Here is an 18,097-nt window from a genome sequence, read left to right as displayed (position 1 = left end):
ACCGGCGAGTTAACGTGGGCTCATGCCGACCGAGTCGTCCCGCGACGCCGTCATCGTCGCCACCGCCCGCTCCCCCATCGGCCGGGCGCACAAGGGGTCCCTGCGCGACGTCCGTCCGGACGACCTCGCCGCGACCATCGTGCGCGCCGCCCTGGACAAGGTTCCCCAGCTCGACCCGACCGAGATCGACGACCTCTACCTGGGATGCGGCCTGCCCGGCGGCGAACAGGGCTTCAACATGGCCCGGGTGGTCGCCACCCTGATGGGCCTGGACACGCTGCCCGGCGCGACGCTCACCCGCTACTGCGCCTCCTCCCTCCAGACCACCCGGATGGCGATGCACGCGATCCGGGCCGGCGAGGGCGACGTGTTCGTCTCCGCGGGCGTGGAGATCGTCTCCCGGTACGCCCGGGGCAGCTCCGACGGGCTGCCGCCGCAGGCGCAGGCGCTGGTCGGCGGCGGCTGGGAGAACCCGCGCTTCGCGGCGGCGGCCGAACGCTCGAAGGTGCGCGCCGACGGCGGTGCCCCGGTCTGGACCGATCCGCGCGAGGCCGGCGAACTGCCGGACATCTACCTGAGCATGGGGCAGACGGCCGAGAACCTGGCCCAGGTGTACGACGTCTCCCGCGCCGACATGGACGAGTTCGGCGTACGCAGCCAGAACCTCGCCGAGAAGGCGATCGCCGACGGCTTCTGGGCCCGGGAGATCACCCCGGTGACCACGCCGGACGGCACCGTGGTCAGCACCGACGACGGCCCGCGCGCCGGGGTCACCCTGGAGGGGGTCTCCGGTCTGAAGCCGGTGTTCCGCCCGGACGGCCGGGTCACCGCCGGCAACTGCTGCCCGCTCAACGACGGCGCCGCCGCCGTGGTGATCATGAGCGCCCAGCGGGCGAGGGACCTCGGCATCACCCCGCTGGCCCGGATCGTCTCCACCGGCGTGACCGCCCTCTCGCCGGAGATCATGGGTCTCGGCCCGGTCGACGCCACCCGGCAGGCGCTCGGGCGGGCCGGGATGACCATCGACGACGTCGACCTGGTGGAGATCAACGAGGCGTTCGCCGCGCAGGTGATTCCCTCGTACCGGCAGCTCGACATCCCGCTGGAGAAGCTGAACGTGATGGGCGGCGCGATCGCCGTCGGGCACCCGTTCGGCATGACCGGCGCCCGGATCACCGGCACCCTGCTCAACGCCCTCGACTGGCACGACAAGACGATCGGCCTGGAGACCATGTGCGTCGGCGGCGGCCAGGGCATGGCCATGGTCGTCGAGCGCCTGAGCTGAACGCGCTGGTCCGAGCGGGGCCGGCCGCCGGGCCGGAGCCCCGCCCGGCGCGCGGATCGGGCTAGAGCGCCCCGCGGGTCGCCGCCACCTCGGCGGCGGCCCGCGCCAGCACCTCGGGCGGCGGGCCGGCGGCGACCAGGTCGGCGGCCACCACCCGGAGCTGGTCGGGCAGCGCCAGGTCGTTGTCGAGGCGGGGCACCGCCCGTCGCGGCCCGCCCTCCGCGTCCGCGGCCAGGTTGGCGACCTCCTGCACCAGCCGGTGCACGAGATCCGCGCGGGAGACGTTGCCGCCGGCGGCCGGGGCCGCCCAGCGCGGCTGCTGCCAGTGCCCGACCTGACGGACCAGCGACGTCACCGCCCGGTCCAGCTCCGCTGCGCTCACCGCGCCGAGTCTACGGAAACGCGGGATCAGCGGCGCAGGTAGCCGAGCAGGCGCAGGAGCTGCCAGTAGAGGAAGACCAGCCCGGTCAGCAGCCCGAAGGCGCAGAGCCAGGCGTAGCGGCGGGGCAGGCCGTCGCGTACGGAGCGCTCCACCAGGTCGAAGTCGAGGATGAAGCTCAGCGCGCCGGCGACGATCGCGACCGCCGAGAAGACGTACGGCAGCCAGCCCACCCCGCCGGTCGGGCGGTACACCTCCAGCCCCTGCCGCCCGGACACCAGGTAGACCACGAGGTTGACGACGCTGAGCGCGACGATCCCGAACAGCGTGCCGACGACCAGCCGGGCCAGCCGGGGCGTCGCCCGGACGATTCGGGCCCGGTACAACAGCGCCATGCCGAGGAAGACCCCGAACGTCCCCGTCACCGCCTGGACGACGACGCCCGGGTGGACCAGCTCGAAGGCCCGGCTGGCGACGCCGAGCAGCAGCCCTTGGAGCAGGGCGTAGCCGACCATCGGCAGCGGGTTGGTGACGCCCCGCCAGGAGATCACCACAGCCAGCGCGATCCCGGCCAGCGCGGTGCCGGCCAGCGCCGCGGGGAGCCATGCCACCGGCGGTACGGCCACCCAGGCCACCGCGCCGGTGACCCCGGTGAGCAGCAGCAGCCCGACCGTACGGAGCACCACGTCGTCGACGGTCATCGCCTCCGTCCCGCCGACGCCCAGCACCCGGCGCTCCACCCGGCGGGTCTCGTCGAGCCGGTTCAGCACCGGGTTGCCGCTGCGCACCTCGCCTCCTCCGCCGCCGTACCCCACGCAGGTCACTCTGCCCGCCGACGGGTCGGCGGCGGCGGGAAACACCGGGACCGGCGCGGCCCGGAAACGACGGCGCCCGCCCCCGCGGGTGCGGGGGCGGGCGCCGGTCGGACGGGCGGGCGACGTCAGTCGTCGCCCTGGAAGTAGCTCAGCAGGCGCAGGATCTCGATGTAGAGCCAGACCAGGCTGACCAGGATGCCGAAGGCGGCGACCCAGGAGTAGCGCTGGGGCAGGCCCATCCGGACGCCGTCCTCGACCTCCTTGAAGCTGAGCACGAAGCTCAGCGAGGCGACCACGATGCAGACCAGGCTGAACCCGATCGCCAGCGGGCTGCCGTCGCGCAGGCCGGTGTTCACGCCGAAGAGCGCGAACACGAGGTTGATCAGCATGACGGCGAAGAGACCCGCCATCACGGCGATCATGCCCTTGACGAACTTCGGGGTCGCCCGGATGACCTTCGCCTTGTAGAGCATCGCCATCACGAAGAAGACACCGAACGTGGCGGTCACCGCCTGGACCACGATGCCGTCGTAGAGCGAGTTGAAGAACTTGCTGACCATGCCGACGAAGACGCCCTCGACGACGGCGTACGCGACGACCAGCGCCGGGTTCGCCATCCGGGAGAACGAGATGACCAGGCCGAGGACCAGGCCGACCACCGCCGCGCCGATCCAGGCCGCGCCGAGCAGCGCGTCGGGCACCAGCACCCAGGCGGCCGCGGCGGAGACGCCGAGGATGCCGAGGAGCGTGACGGTCTTGACCACCACGTCGTCGATCGACATGGTGTTGACGGTCGGCGGGGCCGCCGGGTAGCCGGCCGCCGTCGGGTACTGCTGGGGATAACCGGGCTGTCCGTACGGCCCGGCCGGGGCGTACCCGGCGGAGCGCTCCCGCTCGGCCGCCTGGCCGAGCCGGGCGAGCACCGGGTTCGAAGTCTTCACTGTCAGGCCTCCCTCAGGGGGTCGTTGCACGTGAACGTGCACTCTCAAGAGTAAACGCCCAGGGCAGCTCCGTGGAGATCGCCAAGCTGAGCGGAAGCTGAGAGTGCGGGGTGCCCGGGGCGGGGGTCGAACCCGCACGCCTTGCGGCAGCCGCTTTTAAGGCGGCCGTGTCTGCCGTTCCACCACCCGGGCGGGTGACCCCGCGCGGGTCGGCACGCGCGGTCCAGTGCCACGGTAGCGGTTCGGCGGCGACCCGGCGTACCCCGGCGCCCGGGTCGCACTAGGGTCGAGACCGTGAGCAGCGCAGCCCCCACGGCCCCCGACGCCGCCCCTGACCAGGCTGTCCTCGCCGCCGACCGGCTGCCCCGCCGGCGCTGGCCGGCCGGCGTGCTGGCCGCCGCCGCCCGGCACCGGGCGGACGCCGCCGTCGCGCTGCTCTTCCTGGCCCTGGCCGGCTGGCTCACCCACGGGCTCTGGCCCGACCCGGCGGCCCGGGTCCTGGCGCTGAACCCGGAGGACCAGGCCCTCTACGAGTGGTTCCTCGCCGTCGACTCCCGGGCGCTGCTCGGTGACTTCGGTCTGCTCACCGAGCGGCTCAACGCCCCGGACGGGGTCAACCTGATGACCAACACCACGGTCATCGCGCTCGGGGTGCTCCTCGCCCCGGTCTCCCTGTTCTTCGGCGCGCCGGTCACCTTCGCCCTGCTGGCGGCGGCGAACCTGGCCGGCACGGCGGTCGCCTGGTACCTGCTGTACACCCGGGTGCTGCGCGCCCGCCGGGTCGCCGCGGCGCTCGGGGCGGCGCTCTGCGGTTTCGGCCCGGGCATGGTCTCGCAGACCAACAGCCACCTGCACATGACCGCGCAGTGGCTGGTGCCGGTGATCGTCTGGCTGGTGGTCCGCCTGCTGCGCGCCGCCGACCCGGCGGGCAGCGACCACGGGCCGGACCGGCGGCGGCTGGTCAGCTCCGCCGTGGGTCTGGCGGCGGCGGTCACGACCCAGGTCTTCGTCGGCGAGGAGGTGCTCTTCCTCTGCGCGGTCACGCTGCTGGTGATGGCCGTCAGCTACGCGGCGGCGGACCGGAGCCGGGCCCGCCGCGCCCTGCCCGGCTTCGCCGCCGGGATGTCGCTGGCCACCGGGCTGGCCCTGCTCGTACTGGCCTGGCCGCTCTGGTTCCAGTTCGCCGGCCCGCAGGGCGTCGCCGACGGGATGTTCAGCGCGCACTACTTCTCGGCGGACCTGCGCAGCTGGTGGGCGGTGTCGCCGCTCTCGGTCGCGGGCGGCGAGGAGGCCGCCCGGCTGACCACGGGCCCGGCCGAGTACAACACCTTCCTCGGGCTGCCCCTGCTGCTGGCGGCCGTCGCCTGCGCGCTGTGGCTGGGCCGTCGTCCGCTGGTCGTCGCGTGCGTGGCCGGCGCGCTGGCAATGGGAGCCCTGTCGCTCGGGCCCCGGGTGGTGCTCGACGGCGAACGCACCGCCGTGCCGGGCCCGTACGCCCTGCTCTCGGGGCTGCCCGTGGTGGACGGTGCGCTGCCGATGCGCTTCGCCCTCGCGGTGCTCCCGCTGATCGCCACGCTGCTGGTGCTGGCGGTCGACCGGGCGCTGAGCGGCACCGGCCGGGCCCGCCGGCTGGTGCCCGCGGCGGTCGCCGTGGCGCTGCTGCCGCTGCTGCCCACCCCGCTGCCCACCGCCGAGCGTCCGCCGCTGCCGGAGTTCATCACCGGCGGCCACTGGCGACAGTGCGTCGAGCCGGGCGGGGTGCTGGTGCCGGTGCCGCTCGCCACCCCCAAGGAGCCCTGGCCGATGCGCTGGGCGACCGCCGCCGACGCGGCGTTCGGCATGCCGGAGGGCTTCTTCATCGGGCCGTACGGCCGCAACGGCACGGCGGCGATGGGCACCTTCCAGCAGCCCACGTCGGCGCTGCTGGCGGAGGTCGGCCGGCGGGGCGGCCAACCGGTCGTCGGGGACGAACAGCGCCGGCAGGCCGCCGAGGACGCCGACTTCTGGGGCGCCTCCTGCGTGGCGCTGGCGGTCGACACCCCGCACGCCGACCGGCTGCGCGGCACGCTGGAGCAGCTCTACGGCCCGGCCACCCGGATCGCCGACGCCTGGATCTGGCGGGTCTGACCGGGCCGGGTGCGCCCGGGGCGTTCGGGCCCGCCCGCACCAGGGCCGGACCGGGCCGGCGGTCCGGACGGTCCAGGCCGGGGCGACGCCCGGTGCCCGCACGGCGAAGGGCCCCTCCGCCGAGGCGGAGGGGCCCTTCGCCCGGTTCGGTCAGATCCTGCCGGCGCCGACGGGCTGCGACGCCTCGGCGAACTCCTCACGGGGGTCGTGCAGCTGACCCAGCGCGACCACCTCGCGCTTGAGGAAGAACGCCAGCGTCCAGTCCACCACGACCCGGACCTTGCGGTTGAACGACGGGATCCGGCTCATGTGGTACGTCCGGTGCATGAACCAGGCCGGCCAGCCGGTCATCTTGATCCCGTAGACCTGGGCCACGCCCTTGTGCAGGCCGAGGCTGGCGACGCTGCCGGCGTGCTTGTGCTTGTACTCCACCGGCTCCCGCCCGCGGACGACGTTGACGATGTTGTCGGCCATCCGGGCGGCCTGGCGGACCGCGTGCTGGGCGCTGGGCGAGCAGTAGTTGCCGGGCTCCTTGGTCAGGTCCGGCACCGCCGCGCAGTCACCGGCGCTCCAGGCGCCCTCGACCACCCGGTCGCCGTCGACCACCTGGAGGGTGGGCAGGCAGGTGACCCGCCGCCGCTCGTCGCGGGGGAAGTCCGTCGCGTCGAGCATCGGCGACGGCTTCACGCCGGCCGTCCAGACGATGGTGTCGGAACGGAAGGTGTCGCCGTCGGAGAGCTTCACGACCCCGTCGAGGCAGGACTCCAGGCGGGTGTCCAGCCGGATGTCCATGTTCCGCTTGAGCAGCTGCTGCACCGTGTAGGCGCCCATGTCCCGGTCGACCTCGGGCAGCACCCGCTGGGTCGCCTCGACCAGCACCCAGCGCATGTCCTCCGGCTTCAGCTCCGGGTAGTACTTCAGCGCGTCCCGGGCCATGTCCTCCATCTCGGCGAGCGCCTCGATGCCGGCGTACCCGCCGCCGACGAAGGTGAAGGTCAGCGCCGAGCGGCGCACGACCGGGTCCGGCGTGGCGGCTGCCACGTCGAGCCGGTCCAGCACGTGGTTGCGCAGGTAGATGGCCTCGCCGATGGTCTTGAAACCGATGCCGTGCTCGTGCAGGCCGGGGATGGGCAGCGTCCGGGAGACCGAACCCGGGGCGACGACCACGTGGTCGTACGGGATCTCCCGGGTCGGGCCGCTGATCGGCTGCACCACGGCGGTCTTGCGGTCGTGGTCGATCCGCGTCACCGCGCCCGCCACCACCTTGCACCGGCGCAACTCGCGCCGCAGCGGCACCACGGAGTGCCGGGGCGAGATGTTGCCCGCCGCCGCCTCGGGCAGGAACGGCTGGTAGGTCATGTGCGGCTGAGGGTCCACCACGACGATCTCAGCCTCACGGGAGCTGAGCTTCTTCGACAGGCGCAGGGCCGCGTAGAGACCGACGTGCCCGGCACCCACCACAAGGATCCGCTTCGGGTTCACGTCATCTATCTTTCCCCGCGCACCACGGCTAATCCCGTCCGCGCCCCTTCTCTGTGACGGAGCACAACCCCTGTGAGCTGCACGACTTCCACAGCGAAGGGCCGTCACCTGCGACGCAGCAGCCACCCCAGCAACGCCGCCACCGCCACCGCCACGAGCAGACCGACCACCGTCGCCGCCTGGTGGCCGGCATCACCTCCGAGCGCCGCGACCTCGACCAGCAGGACACCGAGGACGAAGGTGGCCAGCAGCACCGCGCCGGCGCGCGCCAGCCAGCGCACGATCAGGTCCGGGTCGACGACCGCGTCGTACGGCAGCACGGCGGCCAGCGCGCAGAGGGTGTGGCTGAGGTAGAGCACCGCCGCCACGGCGAGCAGCCGCCAGAGCGCGATCGGCCGGCCGTACCCGTCGGTGGCGACCAACCACCCGCCGACCGTGACCAGCGCCGCGAAGGTCGGCCAGACCCGGCGCGGCCCGACGGCCGGCAGTACCGCCACCGCCACGAGGGCGAGCAGCGGCTGGCCGAGGAGCACCTCGGACGGGTACGCCAGCACGAGACCGACCAGCACGGTGAGGAAGATGCCGGCGCGCACCAGCAACGGCGTCAGGCTGATCCGGGCGGCGGAGTGCCGCAGCGCCCTGACCCGTTCCAGGACCGCGCTCACCGGTCTCCGCCTCCGTTCGCGACCGCGGTACTCCGCTGCGCTGCGTTCCGCACACTCACCGGTTGTTCACCCTCGGGGCGGTCGCCAGCCGGGCCACGTCCCGCAGCACCTGGTCGAGGCTGCCCGCGCCGGCCCAGCGCACCACCGGCACGCCGTGCTCCCGCAGCTGGCCGATCATCGTGTCCCGGTCCAGTCGCCACAGCCGGTACGCCACCTCGGCCCAGCCCCGGTCCTTCGGCGGGGCGAGATCCGCCGGCAGGGTGTCCACCGCGACCACGAACCGCCCGGAGCGGGCCAGCCGGGCCAGCATCTGCGCCGACCGCTCGTCGAGCAGCGGGGTGAGGACCACCACCAGCGCGTCGGCCGACAGCACCTGCGGGCCGAAGACCTGGTCGTACGGCTCGTGCGGGGAGGACTCGGCCCGCACCTCCAGCAGCCACTCCAGCACGGTGAGGTACTGCCGGCGGCCGGTGGCCGGGCGCAGCCGCCGCGCGGCGGGGCCGTACTCGAGCATCGAGACCCGGTCGCCGCGGTGCAGGTAGTGCTCGGCGATCGCGGCGGCGGCCCGGACCGTGGTGTCCAGCACGGACGCGGCACCGGACACGCCGCCCGAGCGGCCCGCCTCGGCGAGCACGTCGAGCAGCACCACCACCTCGGCGTCGCGGTCGGAGAGGGTGGCCGCCACGTGCAGCTGCCGGGCGCGCAGCGAGACCCGCCAGTCGATCCGGCGCAGCCGGTCCCCCGGCGCGAAGATCCGTACGCCGGCCAGCTCGCCGCCCTCGCCGGGCCGGCGCGAGTGGTGCGCGCCGACCAGGCCGGCGGCCCGGGGCATCGCCTCGACCGCGTCGAACGGCTCGGTCCTCGGGTAGACCCGCAGCCGGGACGGCTCGGTGATGACCGCCCGGGAGACCAGCAGCCCCTGCGCGGCGGCGACCCTGGCCCCGGCCGGGCCGATCGGGTGCCGCCCCCAGCGCAGCGCCGTGCCGGTCAGCTCCAGGTCCACCGCCTCGGCCGCCGGGACGGCGGTCACGAACGGCCGGTCGGCGACGCCGGGCGCGCCGGCCGAACCCGCGCCGGAGGCGGCGGTCGCCCCGGCGATCGTGACCCGTTCCACCCGCAGCCACGGCGAGACCCGGCTGCGGACCACCGCCACGTCGTAGTCGAGCACGTCCGGGTTGCCGACGGTGACCGTGCCGGTCAGCTCGCCGCCCTCGACCAGGTGCCCCTCGTCGGCGGAGATCCAGACCTGGGGCAGGGCGGTCGGCCTGCGGCGCAGCGCGTACGCGGTGCCGATCGCGAAGGGGGCGGCCAGCACCACCAGGTCGACGCGGCCGAGCAGCACCCCCGCGATCAGCAGCAGCCCGGTGAGGAGCACCGCCCGGCCGAGCGCCCCGGTGGGCACCCAGCCGGTCGCGGGCTCCGGCCCCGGCGGGGCGGCACGGGGCGGCACGGGGGGCGCGGCCATCAGTGCCCGGGCCGGCCGGCGGCGTAGCTGGGCAGGGCGCCGCTGGCGGGCGCCGGCGTCGCCTCCAGCACCTCGCCGACCACGAAGGACGGGTCGACGCGGCGCAGCCACATCTCCGGGCGCAGCGTGATCCGGTGGGCCAGGGCGGGGACCGCGACCTCCTTGACGTCCTCCGGCACCACGTAGTCGCGGCCGGCCATGACGGCGCGTACCCGGGACAGCAGCAGCAGCGCCAGCGAGCCGCGCGGCGACGCGCCGACCAGCACCGACGGGTGCTCGCGGGTGGCGGCGGTGAGCGCGACGATGTAGCGGCCGATGGAGTCCTCCACCACCACGTCCTCCAGCGCGGCCTGCATGGCGCGCAGGGTCTCGGCGTCGACCACCGGCTTGATCTCCGCCTCCTCGCGGCGACGGGCCATCCGCCGGCGCAGCACCTCCCACTCCTCGTCGGCCTCCGGATAGCCGAAGGAGACCCGGAGCAGGAACCGGTCCAACTGCGCCTCGGGCAGCGGGTAGGTGCCCTCGTACTCGATGGGGTTGGCGGTGGCCAGCACGTGGAACGGCTCGTCCAGCTTGTACGTCACGCCCTCCACCGAGACCTGCTTCTCCTGCATCGCCTCCAGCAGGGCCGACTGGGTCTTCGGCGGCGTCCGGTTGATCTCGTCGGCGAGGAGCAGGTTGGTGAAGACCGGGCCGGCCCGGAACGCGAACTCGCCGCTGCGCTGGTCGTAGAGGAACGAGCCGGTCACGTCGGCCGGCAGCAGGTCGGGGGTGAACTGGAGCCGGCGGAAGTCGAGCCCGAGCGCCTGCGCGAAGGACCGCGCGGTGAGCGTCTTGCCGAGGCCCGGCAAGTCCTCCAGCAGCACGTGCCCGCCGGCCAGGATCCCGGCGAGGACCAGCTCCAGCGCGTCCCGCTTGCCGACCACGACCTGGCCGACCGCCTCCAGCACCGACCGGGCGAGGTGGCCGACCTCGACGGCGGGCATCGTCCGGTCCACGTCGTTCATCACAGTTTCTCCAGTTCGGCGACGATCGCCGCGAGGTCGCGCGGCGACGGGGTGCGGCGAGGCGGGGTCTCCAGGAACGTCCACAGTCGGTCACCCAGCAGGGCCCGGGCCCGGGCCGGATCCGACTCGCGGGTCACGCCGTGCCGCTGGCGCAGCCGCTCGTCGGCCAGTTCGCCGAGCCGGGGCAGGACCACCTCGGTGAAGCGATCGGGCCGGCTGGCCGACCAGTCCAGGGGCCATTCCCAGCCGTTGATCGCGGTGCGCAGCGCGTCCCGGGCGCCCCAGTTCCAGGTGCCGTCGTCGACGGGCGGGACGCCGGGCCGGGAGTTGGCCGGGAGCGGCGAGGGCGCCAGCGCGGCGACGATCCGGCGCACCGCGAAGAGCGCGACCACCCCGGCCACCAGGATCAGCAGCGGCACCCGCAGGCCGACCGCGCGCAGCCCCGCGACCAGCACGACCACCACCGCCGCGATGCCGGCCAGGGCACGCAGCACCTGCCCGACCCGGCCGCGCCGCAGCGGCTCGTCCCGCCGGGGCCGCTCCTCCTCGGTGGTGAGCAGGTCGTCGATGCTGGTGCTGCTCAACCCGGCACCTCCGACCCGTCGGCCACCACGGCGGTCAGCTCGCCGCGCAGCCGGCGCAGCGCCGCGCGGGCCTGGTCGCGGGTGCGCTCGCCGACCGGGCGGGTGGCGTACCGGGCCTCCCGGTAGACGTGCGCGAACTCGGCCAGCACGTCGGCGCTGGCGATCGCCGGCACCCCCGCCGCCGGGTCGCCCCGGAGCAGGCGGGTGACCAGGTCGGTGGGGGTGTCGCCGGCCAGTCGGGGCACCCCGGCCCCGGCCGCGGCCTGCTCCAGCCGCACCCAGCAGGCGATGACCGCCGTCCGGGGGTCGGTGTCCTGGTCGTCCAGCTCCTCCAGGCTGGCGTCGAGGGCGGCGGCCACCTCGCGGGCCGTGCCCTCGGGGGTGGGCCGGGGCCGTCGGGCGGGCAGCGCCCGGGTGGTGCGCCGCATGGCGCCTCGGACCAGCGTCCAGGTGAGATAGCCGAACACGACGAGCAGGGCCAGCCCGAGCAGAGCGACGACGACCGTGCCGACCCAGCGCGGGAGCCGCGCCTGGGTGGCCTCGCCGGTGTCGCGCGGCTCGACGGGGATCGAGGCGGCCGGCTCGGCGGTCGGATACTCCGGCACGTAGGGGATGTTGTCGGCCGCGGGCGGGACCCGGCTCGCGCCGATGGACGAGTGGGCGGACGACAGCGCGGCGACGGCCAGCAGCAGCACCACCGCCGCGACCGGCCACCACCTGCGCAGGACGCTGAGTTCCATCGAGGGCTACCTCCGGGCCACCGGGGCGGGCCGCACGGGCCGACGCGTTCCGTCCGTCATCGCCACCGCCCCCGCGCCTCAGTCCACCCCGGCCAGTTGCTTCGCCCGGGCGAAAACGTCGTCCAGCATCCCCGGGGTCAGCCGCCCCGTGAAGGTGTTCTGCTGGCTGACGTGATAGCAGCCGAGCAGTTGCGGCGCACCCGTGCCGGACCAGTGTGCCCCATGACCGAACGCCGGTCGCGGGCTGGGCGGGCGCACGCCGTACACCTGACGCAGCACCGGCCACCACGAGGCCCACGCGAAGGCACCCAGCGCGACCACGACGCGCAGGGTGGGCCGGACCAGCTCGACCTCGCGGTGCAGCCACGGCGCGCAGGTGTCCCGCTCGACCGGGGTGGGCTTGTTGTCCGGCGGCGCGCACCGCACGGCGGAGAAGACGCGCAGGTCGCGCACGGTCAGCCCGTCGTCGGCGGCGACGCTGGTCGGCTGGTTGGCCAGGCCCGCGCGGTGCAGCGCGGCGAAGAGCACGTCGCCGGAGCGGTCGCCGGTGAAGATCCGGCCGGTGCGGTTGCCGCCGTGCGCGGCGGGGGCCAGGCCGAGGATGGCGATGCGCGCGTCGGCGGCGCCGAGCCCGGGCACGGGACGGCCCCAGTACTCCTGGTCGCGGAAGGCCGCCCGGCGCGTCCGGGCCACCTCCTCCCGCCACTCGACGAGGCGGGGGCAGGCGAAGCAGTCGCCGACGGCGGCGTCGAGGTCGGCCAGGTCGGTCGCCCGCGCCGCGCGGGCGACCACCTCGCCGGGGGTACGCGGCTCAGCCAAGCTTGGCCCGGAAGAGTTCGAGGGTGCGGGCCCAGGCGGTGGCGGCGGCGCGCTGGTCGAAGTTCTCCGGCCGGTCCTCGTTGAAGAAGGCGTGCGAGGTGCCGGGGTAGTCGTAGGTCTGGCAGGTGCCGCCGGAGGTCTCGATGGCGCGGCGGACGGTGCGTACGCCGTCGGCGGCGGAGGTGCCGTCCTCTTCGGAGCAGTGGATGAGTGCCGCCTTGCCCGCGTAGTCGGGCCACTCGGGGCGCATCCCGTCCCACGGCAGCCGGGGGTAGAAGGCGGCGGTGGCGACGATCCGCTCGGACCGGGTCGCCGCCCAGAGGGCCAGGCTCGCCCCGGCGCAGAAGCCCGCGCAGCCCACCTTGCCGGCGACCTCGGGCCGCCCGGCGAGGTATTCCGCCGCGCCGGCGATGTCCGCCGCCGCCTCGTCCATCTGCGCGCTGTTCAGCATCTGCCGGGGCTCGCTCGGCTTGCTGGCCGGGCCGCCGTGGCGGAAGTCCGGGGCGAGGGCGACGAAACCTGCCTCGGCGAAGCGGTCCACGACCGCCCGTACGTGCGGCACCAGCCCCCACCAGTCCTGGATGACGATGACCGCAGGGCTGGTCGCACCGCCGGAGGGTATCGCGAGATACCCCTCGCCCGTCCCTCCGTTGCCGCGGTAGCTCACCATCTCGCCCATCGGCCGTCCTCCTAGCGGTCAGTCATCGTTGGCTAATCGCACAGTGTTGCTACGTGTCGGTAGCCTGCCACGCACGAAGCGCTCCGGGAAGACGGCGAAGCAGTGGCATTCACCTCCTGTTCACCGCGGAACCGGAAGCCGGAGACGCCGTCGGCGGCGCGGACGTCGTCCGCGCCGCCGACGGCGGTGCTGTGGTGCCGGGGGTTCAGGCCTTCTTGGTGAGGCAGAGCAGGTAGCCCGTCTTGCCCGGCTCGATGCTGTAGAAGACGTAGCCCTCCTGGTCCTCCTTGAGGTACTGCCCGCACGCCTCGCCGGAGCGGGCCTGCGCCTGGGTCTGCCCGTCGACGCGGCCGACCACGTTGTAGACGGCGTCGGTGGAGGTGCACTCGACGACCTTCGCGCCGTCGACCTTCTCCTCCTTGGTGCCGGTCACCTCGGGCAGCTCGGCGATGCAGTCGCCGGCCTTGGCCTCGGCGGTCTCGTCCTTGTTCAAGAAGTTGCCGATGGCCGTGCCGACGCCGAACTTGAGGCCCGCGACGACCAGGAACACGACGATCGCGCCCACGATGCCGAGCAGCTTCTTGGAACCGGACTTCTCGGCCTTGGGCTCCGCCGGGGGCGGCGTCTGGACGGCCGAGGGGTACTGGGCGGCGTCCGGCGCGGGGGGCGGTGCGACCTGCTCTGACACGCGAGTTCCTTCCGGGGGGTGAATGAGCAGACGACACCGTAGCGACCGGGAACGACAGCCGTTGCCCCGCGAGCCTCATACGTTCAGCTATTTCCCAGCTTCATCGCAATATCCCTCACGTCCGGCTCGGCGCGGGGGCGGCGGTCGGCGTACCCGTCGGCGCGGGCGTCCCGCTCGGGGCGGGCGCGGGCTCGGCGGGTCCGTCCGAACTGGTGGGTGCCGGCAACGGCGGCACGCCCGTCCAGGGCTGGGAGCCGATCGGCGCGCGGGGCGCGAACGGCGCCTGCTGCGGGCAGTACGGATACGTGAACAGCAGCGGGTTGCCGGTCCCGTTCGCGTACATCTCCCCCAGGCAGGTCGGGTGGCCGAGCCGGATCGGGTCGCCGTTCTGGTCGAAGAGCCGGGCGTTCTCCACCAGCCGCCCCTCGCGGTCGTAGACGAAGACGTCCCGGATGTGGTCGTAGCGGCCGTCGACGGAGGTCTGCTCGTAGCCGAAGTCCCCGCCGCCGACGCGGTCGTTCATGTCCGCAAGGCCGACCAACCCGAAGATCACCAGCACCGCCGTGCCGACGTTCAGCACCCGCCGCTTGGGCCGGGTCAGGCCCGGCGTGTGGTGGCCGAGCCAGATCGAGGCGAGCACGCTGCCGGCGAGCAGCACCAGGCCGGCCAGCGTGCTGCCGTTGAGCTCGGGCAGCACGCCGAACGTGTCGCCGGTCGTGACGACCGTGACGAGCATGGCGGCCAGGTAGCCGCGCAGCACCCACCACGCCGGCCGCAGCAGCCGGAGGAACTCGCTGGCGGTGGCGTACCCGAGGGGTGGTCCGAGTTGCACGTCCCAACGGTGTGCCCGCGCGCGGAGCCGGTCGGCGGCGGCGCCGAGGCGACGGTCCAGGCGGCGACCGCCGGCCACGGCACCGACGCGTGCGGCGGCGCGCAGCTCGGCCGCGTACGCCTCGGGCTCGCCGAGCCGCTCGACCAGCGTGCCGCCGGTCTCGGCGGCGACCTCGGCGAGGTGCTCCGGCAGATCCTCGGTCAACTCGTCGCGCTCTGCCGGCGGCAGGTCGGCCAGCGCGGCCCGGACCCGTGCGGCGTAGTCCGCGATCTCCTGCCCCATGACGGTCATGCCGCCATCCCCCGATCGTCGAGCAGTGCGTCCATGGTGGTGGCGAACGAGCGCCAGAGTTTGCCGGAGCGGGTCAACTGGTCCCGGCCGGCGGCGTTGAGGGAGTAGTACTTGCGGTGCGGGCCGGACTCGCTCGGCACGACGTAGGTGGTCAGCAGGCCGGCGGCGTAGAGCCGGCGCAGCGTGCCGTAGACCGAGGCGTCGCCGACCTCCTGCAACCCGGCGTCGCGCAGCCGGCGCAGGATGTCGTAGCCGTAGCCGTCCTCCTCCCGGAGCACGGCGAGGACGGCGAGATCCAGCACGCCCTTCAGCAGTTGTGTGGTGTCCACGCATTGCAGACTAGTGTGCAATGCGCAATAGCGTCAAAGAAGAACGCCGGGCGCCCCTGGGACTCCGGTTCAGGCGGGTGTCAGGCGCCAGTAGCCGAGCGGATTGTGGAAGAGGTCGTCGGTCTCGTGGCGGTCGTCCGGGCGGTGCTCCAGCAGCCAACGCGGGGAGTCGACGGTGCGGCGGAACCCTTCGCCGTCGGCCATCTCCGCCGCCCGCTCGTCGGTCAGGAGGTACAGCGCCAGCGTGTCCATCAGTGCGACCCGCTCCTCGACCCCGCCGGCGGTGGCCGGAAGTTCCACGTCGGGCGCCCCGAGCAGGTGCATCCCGCAGCTGTACAGCGACCCGCCGGCGCGGATCGGTCGCTTGACCGAGGCGCGGTACAGCACGCCGGCCAGCTCAGCGCCTGTCGTCGCGGCGGCCGCCTCGTCGGCCAGGCAGAGCCACCGGTCCCGACCGTGCGCGACACCGCTGCTCTCGTTCTTCACCGCGGTGGCCCCGGCGCGCAGGAGCGCGGCCGACACGGCCAGCGCCGCGCGCGAGACCCCCAGCAACGTCGGCCGCAGCAACTCCGGTGGCATCGCGAACGCCCGCAGGGGCCGGGACAGCACGTACGCGACGCTGTCGTGCGCCTCCACCGCCTCCCGATCGGCGTCGGTGAAGCTGGCCCCGGCCAGGCTCGCCTCGAACGCGTCGGACATCCGCGGGTCGTGCTCCTGCTCGGAGTACTCGTCGTCGAGCGTGAAGCCGGCCGCACGTCCCGCTTCGGCCGCGATCCTGCCCACGGCCTCGAAGTCCAGGCCGACGCCGAGCACGCACAGCACCGGACGGGGCAACAGCTGAGCGGGATCGACGAGCACGGCGGAAACATACCGGCGCCGTCGAAGGCAGCCTCCCCCGGGCTTGCGCCGCCCCGCGGCCGGCAGCGGCGAGCCGGTGACCAGCGGGTTCCGGTCACGCCGGCAGGGCGAGGCTCCAGGCGATGCCGTCGAGGATGTCGTGCTCGGAGGCGACCAGCGAGTCCATCCCCGCCCGCTCCATGATCACCCGGAGCACCAGGGCGCCGGCCCCGATCACGTCCGCCCGGCCCGGGTGCATCACCGGGATCGCCAGCCGCCGCTCCCGGCTCTTGCCGAGCAGGTCGGCGGTCACGTCGGCCACCGCGTCACGGGACACCCGGGCGTGGTGGATGCGGTCCGGGTCGTACTCCTGGAGGCCCTGGGCGATCGCGACCACGGTGGTGACCGACCCGGCGAGCCCGACCAGCGTGGCCGCCTGCCGGCCCGGTACCGCCTCCAGCGCCCGGTCCACCGCGACCGCGATGTCGGCCTGCGCGGCGGCGACCTCGTCGAGGCCCGGCGGGTCGCCGTGCAGGTGCCGCTCGGTCATCCGGACGCAGCCGATGTCCATCGAGACGGCCGCCTCGACGCCGCCCGCGCGGGTGCCGACGACGAACTCGGTCGAGCCGCCGCCGATGTCGACGACCAGGTACGGCTCCCGCGCGTCGGCGGGCAGCCCGCGCACCGCGCCGGTGAAGGAGAGCCGGGCCTCCTCGTCGCCGGTCACCACCTCGGGCGCGACCCCGAGGGTCCGCTCGACCATCTCGCGGAACTCGGCGGCGTTGGAGGCGTCCCGCGACGCCGACGTGGCGCACATCCGGACCCGCTCCGCGCCCAGCTTCTCGATCTCGGTGGCGTAGGCGGCCAGCGCCACCCGGGTGCGCTCGATCGCCTCCGGGGCGAGCCGCCCCGTCTTGTCGACGCCCTGGCCGAGGCGGACGATCTCCATCCGCCGGCTCAGGTCGACCAGCGGCGCCTGCGGACCCGCCGAGGCGTCGGGCAGGTCGGCGACCAGAAGTCGGATCGAGTTGGTCCCGCAGTCGATGGCGGCCACACGCGTCGTCACGGCAGCAACCCTACGTCAGGTGCCGCCGGTCGGCCGGTCGTCGCCGCCACCGAGCAGTCCGGCGCCGAGCGGCGTCAGCCGGTGCAGCACCGCGCCGCCCTCCCGGACGCTGCTGACCAGCCCGGCCGCCCGCAGCGCCCCCGCGTGCTCGGACGCCGAGGAGACGCTGATCCCGACGGCCTGGCCGAGTGCCGTGGTGGTGTGCCGGCCGGGGCCGCCGAGCCGGCGCAGCACCGCCGCGCGGGTCGCCCCGAGCAGGCGACCGAGCGGATCGGGGGCGCCGGCCGCGACCCGGCGGGGCATCGGCGCGGGATAGACCAGCAGCACCGGCCGGTCGGGCTCCACCAGCACCCGGGGCTGCGGCCCGGCCAGCGGCGAGGGCAGCAGGAGCAGGCCGTGACCGGTGCCGGAGAGCGAGGCGCTCCACCACGTCCGCACCGTCAGCGTCAGCGTCGACGCCTCCCAGCGGATCGCCGGATGCAGCGCGTTCAGCAGCCCGTCCAGGCCGTGCGCGGCGAGGTGCGCCGACGCCCCGGCGACGTGGTGCCGGTGGGCGTCCGTCAGGTCGGCCCAGTGCGGCCCGAGCACCGCGTCGTGCCAGGTGCCCAGGGCCCGGCCGAAAAGGCCCATCGCCTCCCCGTCGGCCTCGGCGAACCGCCGGCGCAGCGGGGTTCCGGGCAGCCGGGCGTACGCGGCGGCGACCTCCGCCCGCACGCGCCCGACGGGGACGGCCCGGATCGCCTCCAGGCCGGCGGCGACCGACTCCAGGCCGTCCAGCGGGGTGAGGAAGTCCGGCAGGCGGCCCCGCGCGGGCAGCAGGTGCCGCAGCACGGAGGCGGCGGAGCGGACCGGGCCCGTCGCCGCCGCCGCGTCCGCCGCGGGTCCCGGCGCCATCAGGGCCGTCTCCGCGTCGTGCAGCGCCTGACAGGCCAGCAGCGCCGTGCCGACCGGGTGCAGGCGGTCGGCGAAACGGACCCGGCACAGGTCCGCCGGACCCAGGTGGAGACGGAGCATGCCAGCAGCCTGCCTCCCTTCGGCCTGGACCGAAAGGGTTGCCCCGGCGGGC

19 protein-coding genes and 1 tRNA gene are annotated in these 18,097 nt (G+C 74.6%); 2 read left to right on the top strand and 18 right to left on the bottom strand.

Features of this window, described 5'->3' with window-relative positions; all coding sequences use genetic code 11:
* Positions 1 to 22: 22 nt before the first annotated feature.
* On the top strand, positions 23 to 1,285 hold the full coding sequence (locus tag V6V16_RS00605) for an acetyl-CoA C-acetyltransferase (RefSeq protein ID WP_334558455.1): 1,263 nt from the start codon (positions 23 to 25) through the stop codon (positions 1,283 to 1,285).
* A 61-nt stretch (positions 1,286 to 1,346) separates the two neighbouring features.
* On the opposite strand, the gene V6V16_RS00600 is transcribed toward V6V16_RS00605, so the two are convergent.
* The 4 genes from V6V16_RS00600 to V6V16_RS00585 all read right to left on the bottom strand — a co-directional run bounded on the left by V6V16_RS00600 (position 1,347) and on the right by V6V16_RS00585 (position 3,612).
* The gene (locus tag V6V16_RS00600; protein WP_334558454.1) at positions 1,347 to 1,667 is read right to left on the bottom strand and encodes a hypothetical protein; all 321 of its coding nucleotides are present in this window, start codon (positions 1,665 to 1,667) and stop codon (positions 1,347 to 1,349) included.
* Between the two features lie 26 nt (positions 1,668 to 1,693).
* Positions 1,694 to 2,452: a Bax inhibitor-1/YccA family protein gene (locus V6V16_RS00595; protein ID WP_334558453.1), complete on the bottom strand. Its 759-nt coding sequence runs from the start codon at positions 2,450 to 2,452 to the stop codon at positions 1,694 to 1,696.
* 152 nt (positions 2,453 to 2,604) lie between these two features.
* Positions 2,605 to 3,420, bottom strand: a complete 816-nt coding sequence (locus V6V16_RS00590) for a Bax inhibitor-1/YccA family protein (RefSeq protein ID WP_334558452.1) — start codon at positions 3,418 to 3,420, stop codon at positions 2,605 to 2,607.
* Positions 3,421 to 3,531: 111 nt separating this feature from the next.
* Positions 3,532 to 3,612: transfer RNA gene (locus V6V16_RS00585), tRNA-Leu, on the bottom strand.
* A gap of 102 nt (positions 3,613 to 3,714) precedes the next feature.
* On the opposite strand from V6V16_RS00585, the gene V6V16_RS00580 reads away from it, so the two are divergent.
* Positions 3,715 to 5,547, top strand: a complete 1,833-nt coding sequence (locus V6V16_RS00580; protein ID WP_334558450.1) for a hypothetical protein — start codon at positions 3,715 to 3,717, stop codon at positions 5,545 to 5,547.
* Between the two features lie 150 nt (positions 5,548 to 5,697).
* On the opposite strand, the gene V6V16_RS00575 is transcribed toward V6V16_RS00580, so the two are convergent.
* The 14 genes from V6V16_RS00575 to V6V16_RS00510 all read right to left on the bottom strand — a co-directional run bounded on the left by V6V16_RS00575 (position 5,698) and on the right by V6V16_RS00510 (position 18,045).
* A complete protein-coding gene (locus V6V16_RS00575) occupies positions 5,698 to 7,029 on the bottom strand; it encodes an NAD(P)/FAD-dependent oxidoreductase (RefSeq protein ID WP_334558449.1) in 1,332 nt (443 codons plus the stop codon).
* Between the two features lie 104 nt (positions 7,030 to 7,133).
* Positions 7,134 to 7,694, bottom strand: a complete 561-nt coding sequence (locus V6V16_RS00570; RefSeq protein WP_334558448.1) for a hypothetical protein — start codon at positions 7,692 to 7,694, stop codon at positions 7,134 to 7,136.
* Between the two features lie 55 nt (positions 7,695 to 7,749).
* A complete protein-coding gene (locus V6V16_RS00565) occupies positions 7,750 to 9,144 on the bottom strand; it encodes a DUF58 domain-containing protein (protein WP_442934011.1) in 1,395 nt (464 codons plus the stop codon).
* 14 nt (positions 9,145 to 9,158) lie between these two features.
* Complete coding sequence (locus V6V16_RS00560) at positions 9,159 to 10,166, bottom strand: AAA family ATPase (RefSeq protein WP_334558445.1); 1,008 nt, start codon at positions 10,164 to 10,166, stop codon at positions 9,159 to 9,161.
* Positions 10,166 to 10,750 carry a hypothetical protein gene (locus V6V16_RS00555; RefSeq protein WP_334558443.1) on the bottom strand — a complete coding sequence of 195 codons (585 nt, stop codon included), beginning with the start codon at positions 10,748 to 10,750 and terminating at the stop codon, positions 10,166 to 10,168. The genes V6V16_RS00560 and V6V16_RS00555 overlap by 1 nt, the downstream gene beginning before the upstream one ends.
* The gene (locus V6V16_RS00550; protein WP_334558441.1) at positions 10,747 to 11,490 is read right to left on the bottom strand and encodes a DUF4129 domain-containing protein; all 744 of its coding nucleotides are present in this window, start codon (positions 11,488 to 11,490) and stop codon (positions 10,747 to 10,749) included. Before V6V16_RS00550 ends, V6V16_RS00555 begins: the two co-directional genes overlap by 4 nt.
* Before the next feature lie 78 nt (positions 11,491 to 11,568).
* A complete protein-coding gene (locus V6V16_RS00545; RefSeq protein WP_334558992.1) occupies positions 11,569 to 12,282 on the bottom strand; it encodes a uracil-DNA glycosylase in 714 nt (237 codons plus the stop codon).
* Between the two features lie 19 nt (positions 12,283 to 12,301).
* Positions 12,302 to 12,988, bottom strand: a complete 687-nt coding sequence (locus V6V16_RS00540) for a dienelactone hydrolase family protein (RefSeq protein ID WP_334558439.1) — start codon at positions 12,986 to 12,988, stop codon at positions 12,302 to 12,304.
* 205 nt (positions 12,989 to 13,193) lie between these two features.
* Entirely contained in the window at positions 13,194 to 13,676 is a 483-nt protein-coding gene (locus V6V16_RS00535) for an LppU/SCO3897 family protein (protein WP_334558437.1), read from the bottom strand.
* A gap of 115 nt (positions 13,677 to 13,791) precedes the next feature.
* Positions 13,792 to 14,799 (bottom strand): HAAS signaling domain-containing protein, encoded by a 1,008-nt coding sequence (locus V6V16_RS00530; RefSeq protein ID WP_334558436.1) that lies wholly within the window; start codon positions 14,797 to 14,799, stop codon positions 13,792 to 13,794.
* Positions 14,796 to 15,128 carry a PadR family transcriptional regulator gene (locus V6V16_RS00525; protein WP_334558434.1) on the bottom strand — a complete coding sequence of 111 codons (333 nt, stop codon included), beginning with the start codon at positions 15,126 to 15,128 and terminating at the stop codon, positions 14,796 to 14,798. The genes V6V16_RS00530 and V6V16_RS00525 overlap by 4 nt, the downstream gene beginning before the upstream one ends.
* A gap of 69 nt (positions 15,129 to 15,197) precedes the next feature.
* Positions 15,198 to 15,986, bottom strand: coding sequence for a hypothetical protein (locus V6V16_RS00520; RefSeq protein ID WP_334558432.1), 789 nt, complete (start codon positions 15,984 to 15,986; stop codon positions 15,198 to 15,200).
* Between the two features lie 94 nt (positions 15,987 to 16,080).
* Positions 16,081 to 17,019 (bottom strand): Ppx/GppA phosphatase family protein, encoded by a 939-nt coding sequence (locus V6V16_RS00515; protein ID WP_334558991.1) that lies wholly within the window; start codon positions 17,017 to 17,019, stop codon positions 16,081 to 16,083.
* A gap of 27 nt (positions 17,020 to 17,046) precedes the next feature.
* A complete protein-coding gene (locus V6V16_RS00510) occupies positions 17,047 to 18,045 on the bottom strand; it encodes an ArsR/SmtB family transcription factor (protein WP_334558430.1) in 999 nt (332 codons plus the stop codon).
* Between the last annotated feature and the right edge of the window lie 52 nt (positions 18,046 to 18,097).

It is taken from the genome of Micromonospora sp. CPCC 205561 (assembly GCF_036906775.1).
Lineage (GTDB): Bacteria > Actinomycetota > Actinomycetes > Mycobacteriales > Micromonosporaceae > Micromonospora.
Note: the sequence above shows the minus strand (reverse complement) of the source record. Positions and strands in the feature narration are given on the sequence as shown.